Source organism: Caballeronia udeis, assembly GCF_001544555.2.
Taxonomy (GTDB): domain Bacteria; phylum Pseudomonadota; class Gammaproteobacteria; order Burkholderiales; family Burkholderiaceae; genus Caballeronia; species Caballeronia udeis.
Window position 1 is genome coordinate 146,361 of the sequence record NZ_FCOK02000011.1, and the last position, 13,923, is coordinate 160,283.

Genomic DNA, 13,923 nt, shown 5'->3' on the forward strand with positions numbered 1-13,923 from the left:
TCATGGCAGTCAGCGTTTTCGATCTTTTCAAAATCGGCATCGGTCCGTCGAGTTCGCATACGGTCGGACCGATGCGGGCCGCCCTGATGTTCGTGCAGGGGCTCGAACGTGATGGTCTGCTGGACGCCACGGCCAGCGTGAAATGCGAGTTGTACGGCTCGCTTGGCGCAACCGGCAAGGGTCACGGCACGGATCGGGGCGTGATGCTCGGCTTGATGGGCGACGCGCCTGACACCGTCGATGCCGGCACGATCAGCACGCGTCTCGAGACCGTGCGCGCGACGAAAAAGCTTTTGCTGCTGGGCCGGCATGAAATTCCGTTTGTGCTGAAGGAACACATCGCCTTTCTGCGGCAAGCGCTGGCTGAGCATCCGAACGGCATGAAACTCCACGCCTTCGATGCCAACGGCGCCTCGCTGCGCGACTCGACTTATCTCTCGGTTGGCGGCGGTTTTGTGGTGACGGCGGGGGCGTCGAATGTGAAGGTGCTCACGGCGATTGAACAGTTGCCGTACGCGTTCCAGTCCGGCGATGAATTGCTTGCGTTGTGCCGTGAAACGGGCAAATCCGTGGCGCAATTGATGTGGGAAAACGAGCGTGTGTGGCGTAGCGAGGAGGAGATTCGTTCGGGCTTGCTGCGCATTTGGAACGTGATGCAGTCGTGCGTGAAGCGCGGTTGCGGAATCGATAACCCCGACGCCGATGGCTGCCTGCCCGGCCCTTTCCAGGTTAAACGGCGCGCGCCGGTGTTGTATCGGGCGCTGGTCGACAAACCGGAGCAGGCGCTGCGCGATCCGCTTTCCATGATCGACTGGATCAACCTGTACGCCATTGCGGTGAACGAGGAAAACGCAGTGGGCGGGCGTGTGGTGACGGCGCCGACCAACGGCGCGGCGGGGATTATTCCCGCGGTGCTGCATTACTACGACCGGTTCATGCCGGGATCGAATGCGCAGGGTGTGATTGATTTTCTGCTGACGGCGGCGGCTATCGGGATTCTGTACAAGATGAACGCGTCCATTTCGGGCGCCGAGGTCGGGTGCCAGGGGGAAGTAGGCGTGGCATGTTCAATGGCGGCAGCAGGGTTGGCAGCGGTCATGGGCGGGACGCCGACGCAGGTTGAAAACGCTGCCGAAATCGGGATGGAACATAACCTCGGGCTGACTTGCGATCCGGTTGGCGGGATGGTGCAGATTCCATGCATCGAACGCAATGCGATGGGGTCGATGAAAGCGGTGAATGCTGCGCGCATGGCCATGCGGGGAGATGGCAGCCATTATGTGTCGCTCGATTCCGTGATCAAAACCATGATGCAAACCGGCGCCGATATGAAAACCAAATACAAGGAAACGTCACGGGGCGGGTTGGCGGTGAATATTGTTGAGTGTTGAGGTTGGATGGTCCCTTTGGGAAGAACCTTCAAAACATCGCTTCCAAGCCTTTACGGTCAACCAGATCAAGCAGCTTCTGCGACGGACCGTTAGGGCGCTTCTGACCCTGTTCCCATTTCTGCACGGTCGACGCGCTGGTGTTCAGGCACAGCGCATCGAACTCCCGCAACGTCACCGCGTCCATCGTTCCAGCCTGGTGTAGCCCTTGCGCCGTTTCGTGCAGCGCCTTCAAGAGTTTGTCACTCATTGCTCTGTACCTCATGTAACTCGCCCGTACGCAGCGCCTGGGACAGCGTACGCGCGTCATAGCCGAAGGCTCGACTCACCCGGCCCTTCCCGTAGCCACGTAGCTTATTCGTCGGTCAAACCGGGGGGTTATCAACCAGGTCAACCAGCGCCACAAAATGCCATTGTTTTCCTTCGAGGTCATAGACCGCGATTTGGTTAATGTCAGCACTGGATGCTTCGCACGTTGCGGGCGCGTTTTGCATGGCCAACGCTACCTCCTGGTCAAGACGATGCTCGCCCCACTTCATGCTCGCTTCGAGCGATTCCGAATAGGCGAACAGTCCCGCTTTCTCATGGCAGGTATCGACGCTTTTCCGATTCTCGGCGTTTAGGGTGAATTCGATGTCTTCCATGTCGGCGGGTGCGACCGCGAGCGTTTGCAGCGCCATATACCCGACCAATTCGCCGCTCGGTTTAGCAAGTAACTTGCCGTCGCTAGCGGCCCAGCCGATGTGCAGCCCAACGTTGAGTTGGCCTCCGAGGTCGGAAACCATCTCGCGGGGATCAAACGTCGACGCGTCAATGACGCGATATGGTTTGCCGGGTTTGGACGAATAAGCAGCTTCGATCCATGCATCGAACGGCGACAGATACGTAAGCATCGCGTCGCCTTCGGGTGTCGGATAGCACATCACGCGTGCGTGATCGGGGGCACCCGGTTTGGGCGCGAACGTCACCAATGCGAACATGGTCGGGATGGTGTGGAACACACGGCCGCACGATCGGCGAGGGGCTTTGTTTTTCATTTCGGAGTCGGAGTGTTGCAAAGAAAACCGCATCCGCCAGTTGGGCAAATCGGCGCAAACTGTATGTCGACCGGCTCGGATGGATCGCGTTTAACTATTCGACGCGACTACGCTGCTCTCAACGTGTAGCAGGTCGGTAGCGACACCCATTTGGGTAAGGAATTGCGCAACAGTCTGTGCCCTTCGGCTTGCTAGTGCGGCGGGATCGTGCTCCCCTGCAAAAGCATAGCCATAGATGATTGCATCGCTGCGCATTGGCAGGGTGCGCACGTTGATAGTCAGGTTTGCCAAACGTATGCGATCGGCGTTCGTCATTTCAGCAGAGTTCCTGGACATCATTGCTGACATCTGCAACCCTAAGCTGCACGCAACAACATAGCTCGACGTGAAGCACAGCACCGCGCTAGTCAGTGCATAGCACATACCACGCGAGGCTGTCCGCGTTAGCAATGGCGAGTTCCGGGTTTGATTGAGCGAGCCGACGCGTGTTGAACTGAGTATAGGCATGGTCGAGCGATCCAAAAGTGTCATAGAAATGCGTGGCCTCGTGAACAATCGTAAGTTGTTTAGAGTCTAGTTTTCCGGCCGAGCGTTCGGGTAACGCGCAAAAATTTGGACTGATCGAAATGGTGTGTGTCGCCGTGTCTGGTCCACAGACGTGCGCGACTTCACCAGCAAGATTTTTCAGATTGGGGGTACAGCCTGTCGCCCTATCTGTATCAAGCGACGATCGAATAAAATTCTTCGGGGCCAGTTCTGCCAAAACCTTGCTTAATTTCGTCAACCCATCGATTAAACGGGCTTTGATTGATTCGTCGCTAGCGCCGAACCATGTCTGTACGCGTTCCTTATCGATCACGGCCCATCGGCTCAACTCACTTAGTCGCCGTTGCACCATGGCGTTTGCGTCAGCCGTCAGCTTTAGCACGCTCTTTCGAAACTCAGCGTCCGTCATGTTCGGGCATATGGGCGATGCGTTGAGATCAAGGAAAATGTCGACATTCGAATCGGGGATGCGATTCGTCGTTGCCGTTCCCACTTCGACCCAATTTTCTTCTGGCATGTGTCTCTCTCAGTATCGAATTTTCGGATTAATGCGAATGAACAATTTCGATAGTGAGGCGTTGCGCTATGTCCGTCGCGATTCGCTCGGTGCGCCCGTTCCAATCTGTCTTTCCGCTTGCGATCACGCCAGAACTGTCTTTCAACCGATACTGGACGTTCGCCAATGCGCGCCGCGTGCTACGGTCGCGCAGCGTAATTTGTTCGTCATGGTGACGCAGTAGGGGAACGCCCGTCGGCGTGTATCCCTGCGCAGCGAGCGCATTCTCATCGAGGCTTTGAGACATGGTCGATTGAGATGCGATCAATCGCGGCGTAGGCCGGCACTTGCACATGCCGAGATCGTTTTCCAACGCGGCCTGTTTGCCCATGAACGACATAGGCAAACGCGGCCCCGACGCGACGATGATTCCCGTCGATTTGCATGTCGGGCAATAAATTGCAGCGCCGATAAAGGCTAGAGGGGTCCCGTGATGGGTTGTTGTTGGCTCACCTTCGGTGACGAATGCGCCGCTCGTCGTTTTGTCGTGAAGCTTGATGTTGTACCGTCTCATCGTCCCGATTCCTTTTTGACCGTTCAAGATGGTTTTATCGAGAACAGCGATTAAGGGTCAATTGGACGAGTCTGAAGTTAAAAGTTAAAAGACTAGGAATTCGGACGATGGTGCAGATAAATGAAGTGAGCTTGGATTTTCGAAGAGTTGTTTTTTTCGCCCAAATCGGAGCAGCGGCCGAGTGCACAATCGTTAATTGTCGGAAACAAGAGCCACCTGCGACTAAGACAGCTCAAGGAGCATCCCATGCCGCATGCGGGCAACCAGCCCACGAATTAGCAGCTCCGCTCCGTCTAAATCCCTTCGAAAAGCCAATAGACCAAGCAGAACCAGCAAAACCCCTCCCTAGCGCCGGCGCCCCGCCCAAGCGTAAGCTATGAAATCCCCTGCCCACCGATAGCGCGAAACCTTCTGGGAGATTTCATCGCATGACATCTGCTGTCTCGTCCCCCAACACCCTTCCGACGACCGGCGCACGCCTGGTCGTCGATGCACTCCTTACCCACGGCGTTGAACGCGTGTTCTGCGTACCCGGCGAAAGCTTCCTCGCTATCCTGGATTCCCTCCACGACGAAACCAGCCGGATTCAGACCATCGTGTGCCGCCACGAGGCCGCTGCGGCAAACATGGCCGAAGCAGTTGGCAAACTGACCGGCCGCCCCGGCGTGGCGCTGGTTACCCGCGGCCCAGGTGCCACGCATGCATCGATCGGCGTTCACACGGCATTCCAGGATTCCACGCCGATGATCCTGCTGATCGGCCAATGCGCACGCGAACACATGGACCGCGAGGCATTTCAGGAAATCGACTACCGGCGCATGTTCGGGCAAATGGCGAAGTGGGTCGCCCAGATCGACGATCCGCGTCGAATTCCCGAATATCTAAGCCATGCATTCCATATTGCGACCTCCGGCCGGCCAGGGCCGGTCGTACTCGCCTTGCCGGAAGACGTGCTGAGCGACGCATGTGAAGCCGTGCCGGGCGCGCCGCGTTATCAGCGTGTGGCGGCCTCGCCGGCGCCGGCGCAAATCGCCCGTTTGAACGAAATGCTCGCGGCATCGAAGAAACCCTTTGTCATTGCCGGCGGCAGCGGCTGGACGCCCGAAGCCACGGCGGATTTCGCACGCTTCGTGGAAGCGTGGCGGTTGCCGGTCGGTTGCGCCTTCCGGTTCCAGGACACACTGGACAACAACCACCCCAACTATGCCGGCGACGTCGGCCTCGGGATCAATCCCGCCCTCGCCGGACGCATTCGCGATGCCGACTTGCTCCTGGTCCTGGGCCCCCGGATGGGCGAGTCGACAACCGGCGGTTACACGCTCCTCGACATACCCAAGACGACACAAACGCTGATCCACGTGCACCAAGGCGCCGAAGAACTGGGGCGCGTGTATTCGGCGGATCTGCCGATTGTTTCGGGCATGCCGGAGATGGTGTCGGCGCTCGTGGCGCTCAAGCCGCCCGCAGTCATCCCGTGGAGCGGCGCGATTGAAGCGGCGCATGATGCGTATCTCGCGTGGCGCAAGCCGCGGCCAATGCTCGGCGATGTCCAGCTCGGCGAGATCATGGAGCAACTCAGCGAACATCTTCCCGCCGACGCCATCGTGACGAACGGTGCCGGGAATTATGCGACGTGGTTGCACAGGCACTATGCGTATCGGCATTTCCGGTCGCAGGTCGCGCCAACGAGCGGTGCGATGGGTTATGGCGTACCCGCGGCGATCGCCGCGAAGTCGCTGTATCCGGACCGGGTCGTGGTGGCGTTTGCAGGGGACGGATGTTTCCTGATGTCGAGCCAGGAGTTGGCCACGGCAATGCAGTACAAGCTCGCGGTGATATTCGTGGTGGTGAACAACCAGCAATACGGCACGATCCGCATGCATCAGGAGCGCCACTATCCGAACCGCGTGCATGGCACCGCGCTCACAAACCCCGACTTCGCAGCCTATGCGCGTGCATTTGGAGCACATGGAGAACTGGTTGAATCGACCGCGCAATTCATGCCCGCATTCGAGCGCGCAGTGAAGACGGGATTGCCATCGGTGATAGAAATCAGGATTCCGCAGGATGCGAGCACCCCGGCTGCAACGTTGGATCAGGTAAGGCAGCAAGGCGAGAAGTTGCGGCAGAAATAAACAAGTGAGGAACGAGTGAGGAACGCCGGCCACGCACCCGTGGCCGCCACAAACATTCGCGAGCAAGCGGGTTTCACAAAGACCCGTATGCAAGAGCCAGATCCAGGCTCAAGCAACAGCTAAAGTGAACAAAATCCAGGAGACGCAAGACCATGGCATCGCAAGCATTTTTGCAGGCAAGAGACTTTCTGCTGCGTCATCGCGACGACTACGCCACCGCGTATAAAGACTTCACGTGGCCCGAACTGACGGAGTTCAACTGGGCGCTCGACTGGTTCGATGAATACGCACGCAGCAATCTCGATCCGGCGCTGTGGGTAGTCGAAGAGAACGGCGACGAGACGAAGCTCTCGTTTGCGGAGTTATCGGCGAGATCGAATCAGTTGGCCAACTGGCTGAGGCAGCAAGGCGTCCAGCGAGGCGACCGGATCTTGCTGATGCTGCCGAACCAGCCGGCACTTTGGGAAACCATGCTCGCCGCCATGAAGCTCGGCGCCGTCACCATTCCGGCGACCATGTTGCTGACCCCGGCGGATATTGCCGACCGCATGACACGCGGTGAAGTGAAGCATGTAATCGTGGCGTCGAGTGAAACCGCGAAGTTCGATTCCATCGATAAAACGAGGACCCGCATAGCCGTAGCCATCCCGCAGAGCGCTGCGTTGCCCGCAGGCTGGCTGAACTTCGCCGATGCGTTTGACGAAAGCCCCTCGTTCGAGCCCGAAGGCAGGACGCTCGCGACCGATCCGCTGCTGCTGTATTTCACGAGCGGCACGACAAGTCGCCCGAAGCTCGTGTTGCACAGCCATCAGAGTTATCCGGTCGGGCACTTGTCGACCATGTACTGGATCGGCCTGAAACCCGGCGATGTCCATCTCAACATCAGCTCGCCCGGCTGGGCAAAGCACGCGTGGAGTTGCGTCTTCGCCCCGTGGAACGCGGGTGCGACCGTGTTCATCCACAACACGTCGCGCTTCAGCGCGAAGGCCACGCTGGAGGCGCTCGTCAAGCACCAGATCACCACGCTCTGCGCGCCGCCGACTGTCTGGCGCATGATGATCCAGGAAGATTTATCGGCATATAAGGTGCATTTGCGCGAGGTCGTCGGCGCGGGTGAACCGTTGAATCCGGAGATTATCGAGCGCGTGAAAAAGGCCTGGAACCTCACGTTACGCGATGGTTTCGGCCAAACCGAAACCACTGCGGAGATCGCGAATTCGCCGGGGCAGCCGATGAAGCCGGGATCAATGGGCAGGCCATTGCCCGGCTACCGCATCGCGCTGCTCGATCACGACGACAACCCCGCGCAGGAAGGCGAACTCGCGCTGATCCTCGACCCCAAGCCGCTCGGCTTGATGGACGGTTACGTGGACGATCCGTCGAAGACGCAGGAGGCCATGCGTGGCGGCCTCTATCGTACGGGCGATGTAGCGTCCATCGACGACGATGGTTACTTCACCTACGTGGGCCGCGCCGACGATGTCTTCAAGGCATCGGACTACCGCATCAGTCCGTTCGAGCTGGAGAGCGTGCTGATCGAACATCCTGCGGTGGGCGAAGCGGCCGTAGTGCCGAGTCCGGATCCGCTGCGTTTATCGGTGCCGAAAGCGTTTGTCGCGTTGCGCAACGGTTATGAACCGACGAAGGAAACCGCCGGCGAAATCCTGAAGTTCGCCGCGCAGAAACTGGCCGCTTACAAGCGCATTCGACGCATCGAGTTTTATGAATTACCGAAGACCATCTCGGGCAAGATCCGTCGCGTGGAACTAAGGAAAACTGAAGAAGCGCGAGGCGGTGATGTGCGGCGGGAGAATGAGTATTGGGAAGAGGATTTCGACGCGTAGAAACTCGGGCGCTCTGTGCGGCCGCTGCAACCAGGGTTATCGAGTCGATCGGGGAGTCGACTCGATAACCTCAACAAGGTGTGTGGGTCATGAAGCATTCCTTCCTTGCCCAGTCGTGTTCGTCGTGCGATGAAAACGATCTGGAACGCGCTTCAGCTCGCTTGGCGCAATGCCTGGTCCATCGTCGACTACTTCGACTGCGGCAGCATCTACCGGAAAATTCTAAGCCGCCAGACCGCTCTCGGACACCGCATTGGCAATCCAGCGCTCGCGCATCGGCGCCAGCACGAGTTTCGCCGACACACCGGCGATGATTGCAACTGCTGCGGCGGCGATAAACACCGTGTCCCAGGAGCCGCCGGCCGATAGCACCGAAGCGAGTGGCACCAACAGCGAGGCGGTACCTTTGGCCGTGTAGAGCGTGCCGGCATTCGCCGCAGCGTACTTGCTGCCGAAGGTATCCGCGCAAGTTGCCGGGAAGATCGAGAAGATCTCGCCCCAGCACAGGAAGATCAGCGCAGCGAAACAAATGAACGCATACGGATCGTGCCCAAACTCTCTCATCCCGAGCAGAGCCAATCCCTCGCCGACGAAAATCAGGAACATGGTGTTTTCGCGGCCGATCTTGTCCGAGATAAACCCGCATAGCGGACGTGTCAAGCCGTTGAACAGATTGTCAATCGACAGGGCCATGGTTAGCAGCGGCAGCGTAAAGCCCATGACGGAGATCGGCAGCTTGGCGAACCCATACTCCTTGGCGATAGGCCCGAGCTGCGCGGTCGCTATGATCCCGCCGGCTGCGACAAACACAAACATTAAATAGAGCACCCAGAACACCGGTGCCTTGATCATCTGTCCCGGCGTGTAGTCAACTTTGCTCGACACGACACGCTTGATAGCAACTGCACCCGCCGGCGGTTTCGGCCGGACCAACAGCAAGCCAAGCAAGAGAATCAGAATGCCCTGAACCATGCCGAAGAACAGGAAGGTGTGCGCATAGCCCGCAGACTGGATCATGTTGGCGATCGGGATCACCGTAAGCGCCGCACCGGCGCCGAACCCCGCTGCAGTCAAACCAGCCGCCAAGCCGCGCTTGTCCGGAAACCACTTCAGTGCATTACCGACGCACGTGCCATAGACGCACCCGGCACCCACGCCGGCGACAATTGCTGCAGCGTAGAGCTCGGACAGCGAGGAAGCGTAGGAATCGATGACCCAACCCAACGCTACGCAAATGGCACCGCCCAGCACTACCGGGCGAGGACCGAATCGGTCGACCAGCCAGCCTTCGATGGGCACCAGCCAGGTTTCGACGACGATGAAAATGGAAAATGCCGTTTGAATCCCAGCTCCACTCCAGTGATTTTTCGTCTCCATCGGGACAACAAATAGGGTCCATGCGTACTGCAGGTTCGCGACCAGCGCCATGCAAATAACGCCGATTACCAGTTGGAACCAACGGCCTTGCAGTCTCAAACGAACGAATGAGCCGGCAGGTGTCATGACTCTTTATCCTCGCATAAAAGGGGTATCAATCCGGGCTTTCCGTGGGAAGGTGTCAGGTTCTCGCTGCGCAACACCAGAAATTCATCCGCTCGCGGGCTTTACTTGCGTTATCAAGTCGTTCATTTCAGTAAATTAGAACGGTAGGTATGCGAAATAAACTGATATGACAGGCGTTATCCGGAAGTCGAGAGCCCATACGACCGCGCACCGCCACCTGCTGAGTCGTATTCGATTGGCGCGGTAAGTCCTCTTGGGCGATCGCTGGCGACCGGCATTGAATTTATCGTGTGCCGGTCGCCGCCGGGCTTTTACGATTTCTGCTCGAAGACGCCTACCTTGTTGCTTGCGTTGAGGTACACGAGCACGCGGTGCGTCTTTGTGTCCACCGTGAGGGTATGCATATTTTTCTCCGTAGCAATGTGATCGACCACTTGGTTGGTATCAAGATCGACGACTTCGATATCACCGGTCTTGTCACCTACAAAAGCCCGACGCCTGGCAGTGTCCACGGCGGTCTGATCGACGGCGCCGGCAACAGGAATGGTCGTGACCAATTTTCCGGTTGCCGCGTCGACCACCAGCATCTTCTTGTCACCGGTACCGAAAATCAGATGATTGGTCTTGCTGTCGTAGATGCCGCCTTTGGCGGCACTTGCGACTCCGAAGTCCCATACCGCGAGAATCTGGTTCGTATTGGGATCGATCACATCGATATTGCCCCCCACTGGCTGATACAGGCGATCGAGCGAACGGACATAAAGCGCAACGTCAGGGCCATCTTTGGAATCTTCGGGTTTGAGCTTGAATACATCCGTGAGCTTGAAGGGGGGCTTGCTCTCGAATACAGCCTCGTTGTTGCTGTCGTCGTTAGCCACAAAAATCTTGCCGGAATGGCTATCGACGTTGACACCGTCAGGGGTCTTGCCACCGGTATCGACACGAGCCACTTTCTTGAACGTTCTCTTGTCCACGACCACCAACTTGCTCGGCGTGGCGTCGGTGATGAAAGCGTAGCGGTCGTCGAGGTCAATGCCGTTTCCAGAATCCACGCCCGTTATCGTCTTCTTGACGGTGAGCGCATTCGCATCAATGACCACAACGTTGTGATCAGGGGATTGCGCAAGCCAGACGGTTTCGGTCTGGGGATCATAGGTCACCCAGTCGCCGTGCCCGCCAACCGTGCCCGGCAAGTCGATCGTTTTGATCAACGCATAATGCGGCGATTGGGCGCTTGCCGCGGAAGAAAAAAAGCAGGCCATTACAGCGCTCACGGCCAGGGTCTGAAATTTCGGGAATGACGACATGGTGTCTCCAGTTAAATGTTTTAATTTGTGCGGATTGTGCTAATGCAAAAAAAACCGACTATTAACAGCAATTCAAAATGGATTCCTAACCATTCACGAACCGCTCGGCAAGCGTCAGAACTTGTGAACCATGCCGATCGTCAATACAACCTGAGTCGGGGTACTCGAACTGGAGGTCAAATCGCCCACAGCGCCTTGGGCGGGTACGATCGTCGTGCCGTCGCTGCTAAAGGTCGTGCCGCTCGCGTGCGTATATCCGGCGGTGGCGTACAGGGTAGTTCGCTTGGACAAGCTGTATTGCGAACTGGCCGCAACGGAGTTGTAGGTTGCAGAAGCCGCGCCGCTTGATTTGGTGTAGGTATAGCCGACCGCCAGCAGTGCAGCAGGCGTGACCTGGTAAGCAAGAGATGCGGCCCCAACGTTGTAGGTTTCTGTGCGGTTGAAGGCACCGTAGTTGACGTAAGGCTTATATTGCGCATTGCTGTAACGCAAGTTGGCGGTGAACAAACCGACTGCATATTGCGCCGCGGCCTGTGCTATCTGACGTGAACCGACCATTGCTACCGAGCCGAAAAGCGGTGTCACCGAGTTATTCTGAATCTGATCGGCCGTGCCAGCCCCGCCAGCCTCGTCATTTTTAGCAAAGAGATAGCCTGCAGCCAGACTCAAGCCTCCGTTGGCATATAGCGCAGCGGCAGAGTATGTCTGACCGGATGTCGTGCTACCCGCAACGCCGCCGAGCGCGTACAGCAGTTCGTATTGAAACCCTGCATAGGTTGGACTTGCATACTTGATCGCATTACTGACACGAATGGAATTGTCGTTGTTGTCGGCATCGCCTGGAGTCGTGAACGCCGGGCCGTAACCGTCGGCCGTAATTCCCTGAACCAGATCGACGGTTGGATCATATTGCCGACCGAGAGTCAGAGTGCCCAGTGAGTCGCTCGCCAACCCGACATATGCCTGGCGGCCGAATTCGCTCCCACCGTTTTGAAGGGCGCCGGTGTTGATGTCGAAACCGTTTTCGAGATTGAAGACTGTCTTGAGCCCACCGCCAAGATCTTCGGTACCCTTCAACCCCCACTTGTTAGAGTCCAGATTGCCACCCTGCATCTGGAATACGGAGCCGTGCCCCGTGTTGTTGTAATACGCCACGGCCTCGTCGATCGTGCCATAGAGAGTCACACTGCTTTGCGCATGAACACCCGGCACGGTGCTCAATAGAACCACGGTCAGGGCGAGAGAAGCTGTTTTTTTCATAAGTCATCCTGATATTAAATTATGCTGTTTTTAATTTTTTGAAAAATCAATTTAATCTCGATTTAAAAATCGGCAGATTTTATATGTTTAAATAATTGATGGCTCGGCTGATCGAAAGACATCATGCTCGCATCAATATTTTTAAGTCATGCATCCGACCGGGTGCGACTCATAAATTGATAAGCATGGTCTTGTTTCGGATGTAAATATTCGATTGGTTCGGAAATTAAATATTCCATATCAAATTTTTATGAAATCGACTGGCAAGAAACGTTTTGATTGATTAAGCAGCGCTAGATTTTCATGCTAAATCTATTATTACCATAATGGTTTCACCACTCCGATCAAATTCACTCGGTTTCAATGCCGTTTCCGGTATGGCTATCACTGACAACAGCCAATACATCGTTATCTGGTTTTACGAGTGCGCTTCGCCGAATGCTCCGGCTTCCGAGTGCCGGATCAAGCAGGTTTAAGTTTGTTGCTATCGATGCGTCCTCGTCTCCTGCCGGTATCTCTGGGCATTCTTTGCATTTCTTAAGAATTCCTGATCACAAGAGTGGACCGCACAATCCATTATCAACAGTTAAATAATTTTATATCAATCATATTGAATCATTTATGATCGTAATGTGCCAGGGTATGAACGCGTCGGAATTCTCATGCGTGATGTAAGGTTCGGGGGTGTTATTTTCTCAACGTTAACCCGCAGATTTCTATGGGCATCTCGCCTCCTCACGCGGATCTTTCGGGCGATCGTACGACGCGTCGCGAGCGCAATAAACGAACAAGATCAATCCATTCGCGGATTGCCTCAACGAGCCGATAACACTTCTAGACCATCCAAATAAATCAGCTCCTACTGATTCAAAATAGTCATTAATATCGCTCTGAAGGAAATAATGCCTTGCGATATGTAATATCACGTTATATTTTTTGTAATATTGGCCCGTGCTATGGATTGCGAAAAGACTGGCGAACGTGCGTAGCTTTACGGGAAATCACTTATAACTGCATTTATCAAATGCACAGCGGAAAAGAGGCCAGGAGCTCCTTACTAGCGCCGCGGTGGGCGGCGGTGGTGACTCCATCGCTTTGACGATGGTGTGCAGTGCGATGGCCATAGTCACATTTACGGCTCCCTCCTCCTGCGCTCTTTCATAGGTGATCGCTGCCCACCAATTCAATCCGCTCGCCACAAAACCTCGTTGTACCCGAGCAATTTCATGTCTTCCTACAGTCTTGCCGCAACAACACCCTCAAGAGCACTGCACGTGAGGAGCCGTGCCCGGACTCGGATACTGATTCTTGTCACGAAAAATACGTCGCAACCGGGCAGTGGCATCAATTTCTGCTTCATTGCGCTCCCGCATGGTAAGTGCGGGCCGGCTGCTTGGCGTGATGGGCAAGGACTGGTTGACGGCGCACTCGACGTGCTTGCCGTCGCGCAGTTGAACGTTGATGGTGTAGCTGGCACGTGACGTTGCGAACGCCGGCGTTATTACCAAGCTCGCGAAAATCAGTGAAATCAGCTTTCGCTTGATCCCTTGCATGATGGATACTCCCGTAGTCAGGCAACACGAAGTTGCAGCGCATCCATCTTTCTCCAAAGAAGCTTAAAGATTGCTTACCACTGTTGAATTACGCCAATCGGATTGCCCTATTGATGGAGCCGGCTTGCGCGCGCATGGGAAGCGACCGTTATTTCTTAAGCAATGCTTAAGCTGGCTCATGAAAGCGATGAGCGTTCTCTAGTCCGAACTTTGACTCGATCACAAACATAAGCCATTGATTTCACGCTGTTATGCGTGCGAGCGCAGGATAGCTACTGGG

12 protein-coding genes are annotated in these 13,923 nt (G+C 56.2%); 3 read left to right on the forward strand and 9 right to left on the reverse strand.

Annotated elements, in window-relative coordinates:
- Positions 1-2 precede the first annotated feature (2 nt).
- Positions 3-1,391 carry an L-serine ammonia-lyase gene (locus AWB69_RS11150; RefSeq protein ID WP_062084955.1) on the forward strand — a complete coding sequence of 463 codons (1,389 nt, stop codon included), beginning with the start codon at positions 3-5 and terminating at the stop codon, positions 1,389-1,391.
- Positions 1,392-1,419: 28 nt separating this feature from the next.
- Here the strand turns inward: AWB69_RS11150 and AWB69_RS11155 are convergent, their stop codons facing one another.
- The 5 genes from AWB69_RS11155 to AWB69_RS11175 form a co-directional block, all read right to left on the reverse strand.
- Positions 1,420-1,638 carry a helix-turn-helix domain-containing protein gene (locus AWB69_RS11155; protein ID WP_062084956.1) on the reverse strand — a complete coding sequence of 73 codons (219 nt, stop codon included), beginning with the start codon at positions 1,636-1,638 and terminating at the stop codon, positions 1,420-1,422.
- Positions 1,639-1,753: 115 nt separating this feature from the next.
- A complete protein-coding gene (locus tag AWB69_RS11160) occupies positions 1,754-2,425 on the reverse strand; it encodes a hypothetical protein (protein ID WP_156528810.1) in 672 nt (223 codons plus the stop codon).
- A 90-nt stretch (positions 2,426-2,515) separates the two neighbouring features.
- The gene (locus tag AWB69_RS11165) at positions 2,516-2,740 is read right to left on the reverse strand and encodes a hypothetical protein (RefSeq protein ID WP_062084958.1); all 225 of its coding nucleotides are present in this window, start codon (positions 2,738-2,740) and stop codon (positions 2,516-2,518) included.
- An 88-nt stretch (positions 2,741-2,828) separates the two neighbouring features.
- Entirely contained in the window at positions 2,829-3,488 is a 660-nt protein-coding gene (locus AWB69_RS11170; RefSeq protein WP_062084959.1) for a M35 family metallo-endopeptidase, read from the reverse strand.
- Positions 3,489-3,516: 28 nt separating this feature from the next.
- Positions 3,517-4,041, reverse strand: a complete 525-nt coding sequence (locus tag AWB69_RS11175; RefSeq protein WP_062084960.1) for a PAAR domain-containing protein — start codon at positions 4,039-4,041, stop codon at positions 3,517-3,519.
- Positions 4,042-4,469: 428 nt separating this feature from the next.
- On the opposite strand from AWB69_RS11175, the gene AWB69_RS11180 reads away from it, so the two are divergent.
- Positions 4,470-6,176: a thiamine pyrophosphate-binding protein gene (locus AWB69_RS11180; protein ID WP_062084961.1), complete on the forward strand. Its 1,707-nt coding sequence runs from the start codon at positions 4,470-4,472 to the stop codon at positions 6,174-6,176.
- A 152-nt stretch (positions 6,177-6,328) separates the two neighbouring features.
- Positions 6,329-8,020 (forward strand): AMP-binding protein, encoded by a 1,692-nt coding sequence (locus AWB69_RS11185; protein WP_062084962.1) that lies wholly within the window; start codon positions 6,329-6,331, stop codon positions 8,018-8,020.
- Positions 8,021-8,242: 222 nt separating this feature from the next.
- Here AWB69_RS11185 and oxlT read toward each other — a convergent pair whose 3' ends face one another.
- The 4 genes from oxlT to AWB69_RS11205 form a co-directional block, all read right to left on the reverse strand.
- A complete protein-coding gene (gene oxlT / locus AWB69_RS11190; protein ID WP_062084963.1) occupies positions 8,243-9,523 on the reverse strand; it encodes an oxalate/formate MFS antiporter in 1,281 nt (426 codons plus the stop codon).
- Positions 9,524-9,834: 311 nt separating this feature from the next.
- A complete protein-coding gene (locus AWB69_RS11195; RefSeq protein ID WP_062084964.1) occupies positions 9,835-10,830 on the reverse strand; it encodes a YncE family protein in 996 nt (331 codons plus the stop codon).
- A 114-nt stretch (positions 10,831-10,944) separates the two neighbouring features.
- The gene (locus AWB69_RS11200) at positions 10,945-12,090 is read right to left on the reverse strand and encodes a porin (RefSeq protein WP_062084965.1); all 1,146 of its coding nucleotides are present in this window, start codon (positions 12,088-12,090) and stop codon (positions 10,945-10,947) included.
- 1,259 nt (positions 12,091-13,349) lie between these two features.
- Positions 13,350-13,643: a hypothetical protein gene (locus tag AWB69_RS11205; protein ID WP_062084966.1), complete on the reverse strand. Its 294-nt coding sequence runs from the start codon at positions 13,641-13,643 to the stop codon at positions 13,350-13,352.
- Between the last annotated feature and the right edge of the window lie 280 nt (positions 13,644-13,923).

Bases quoted from the DNA above. Each gene is read 5' to 3' on its own strand.
- AWB69_RS11150 (WP_062084955.1), top strand. From the start codon at position 3: ATGGCAGTCAGCGTTTTCGATCTTTTCAAAATCGGCATCGGTCCGTCG.
- AWB69_RS11155 (WP_062084956.1), bottom strand. From the start codon at position 1,638: ATGAGTGACAAACTCTTGAAGGCGCTGCACGAAACGGCGCAAGGGCTA.
- AWB69_RS11160 (WP_156528810.1), bottom strand. From the start codon at position 2,425: ATGAAAAACAAAGCCCCTCGCCGATCGTGCGGCCGTGTGTTCCACACC.
- AWB69_RS11165 (WP_062084958.1), bottom strand. From the start codon at position 2,740: ATGACGAACGCCGATCGCATACGTTTGGCAAACCTGACTATCAACGTG.
- AWB69_RS11170 (WP_062084959.1), bottom strand. From the start codon at position 3,488: ATGCCAGAAGAAAATTGGGTCGAAGTGGGAACGGCAACGACGAATCGC.
- AWB69_RS11175 (WP_062084960.1), bottom strand. From the start codon at position 4,041: ATGAGACGGTACAACATCAAGCTTCACGACAAAACGACGAGCGGCGCA.
- AWB69_RS11180 (WP_062084961.1), top strand. From the start codon at position 4,470: ATGACATCTGCTGTCTCGTCCCCCAACACCCTTCCGACGACCGGCGCA.
- AWB69_RS11185 (WP_062084962.1), top strand. From the start codon at position 6,329: ATGGCATCGCAAGCATTTTTGCAGGCAAGAGACTTTCTGCTGCGTCAT.
- oxlT (WP_062084963.1), bottom strand. From the start codon at position 9,523: ATGACACCTGCCGGCTCATTCGTTCGTTTGAGACTGCAAGGCCGTTGG.
- AWB69_RS11195 (WP_062084964.1), bottom strand. From the start codon at position 10,830: ATGTCGTCATTCCCGAAATTTCAGACCCTGGCCGTGAGCGCTGTAATG.
- AWB69_RS11200 (WP_062084965.1), bottom strand. From the start codon at position 12,090: ATGAAAAAAACAGCTTCTCTCGCCCTGACCGTGGTTCTATTGAGCACC.
- AWB69_RS11205 (WP_062084966.1), bottom strand. From the start codon at position 13,643: ATGCAAGGGATCAAGCGAAAGCTGATTTCACTGATTTTCGCGAGCTTG.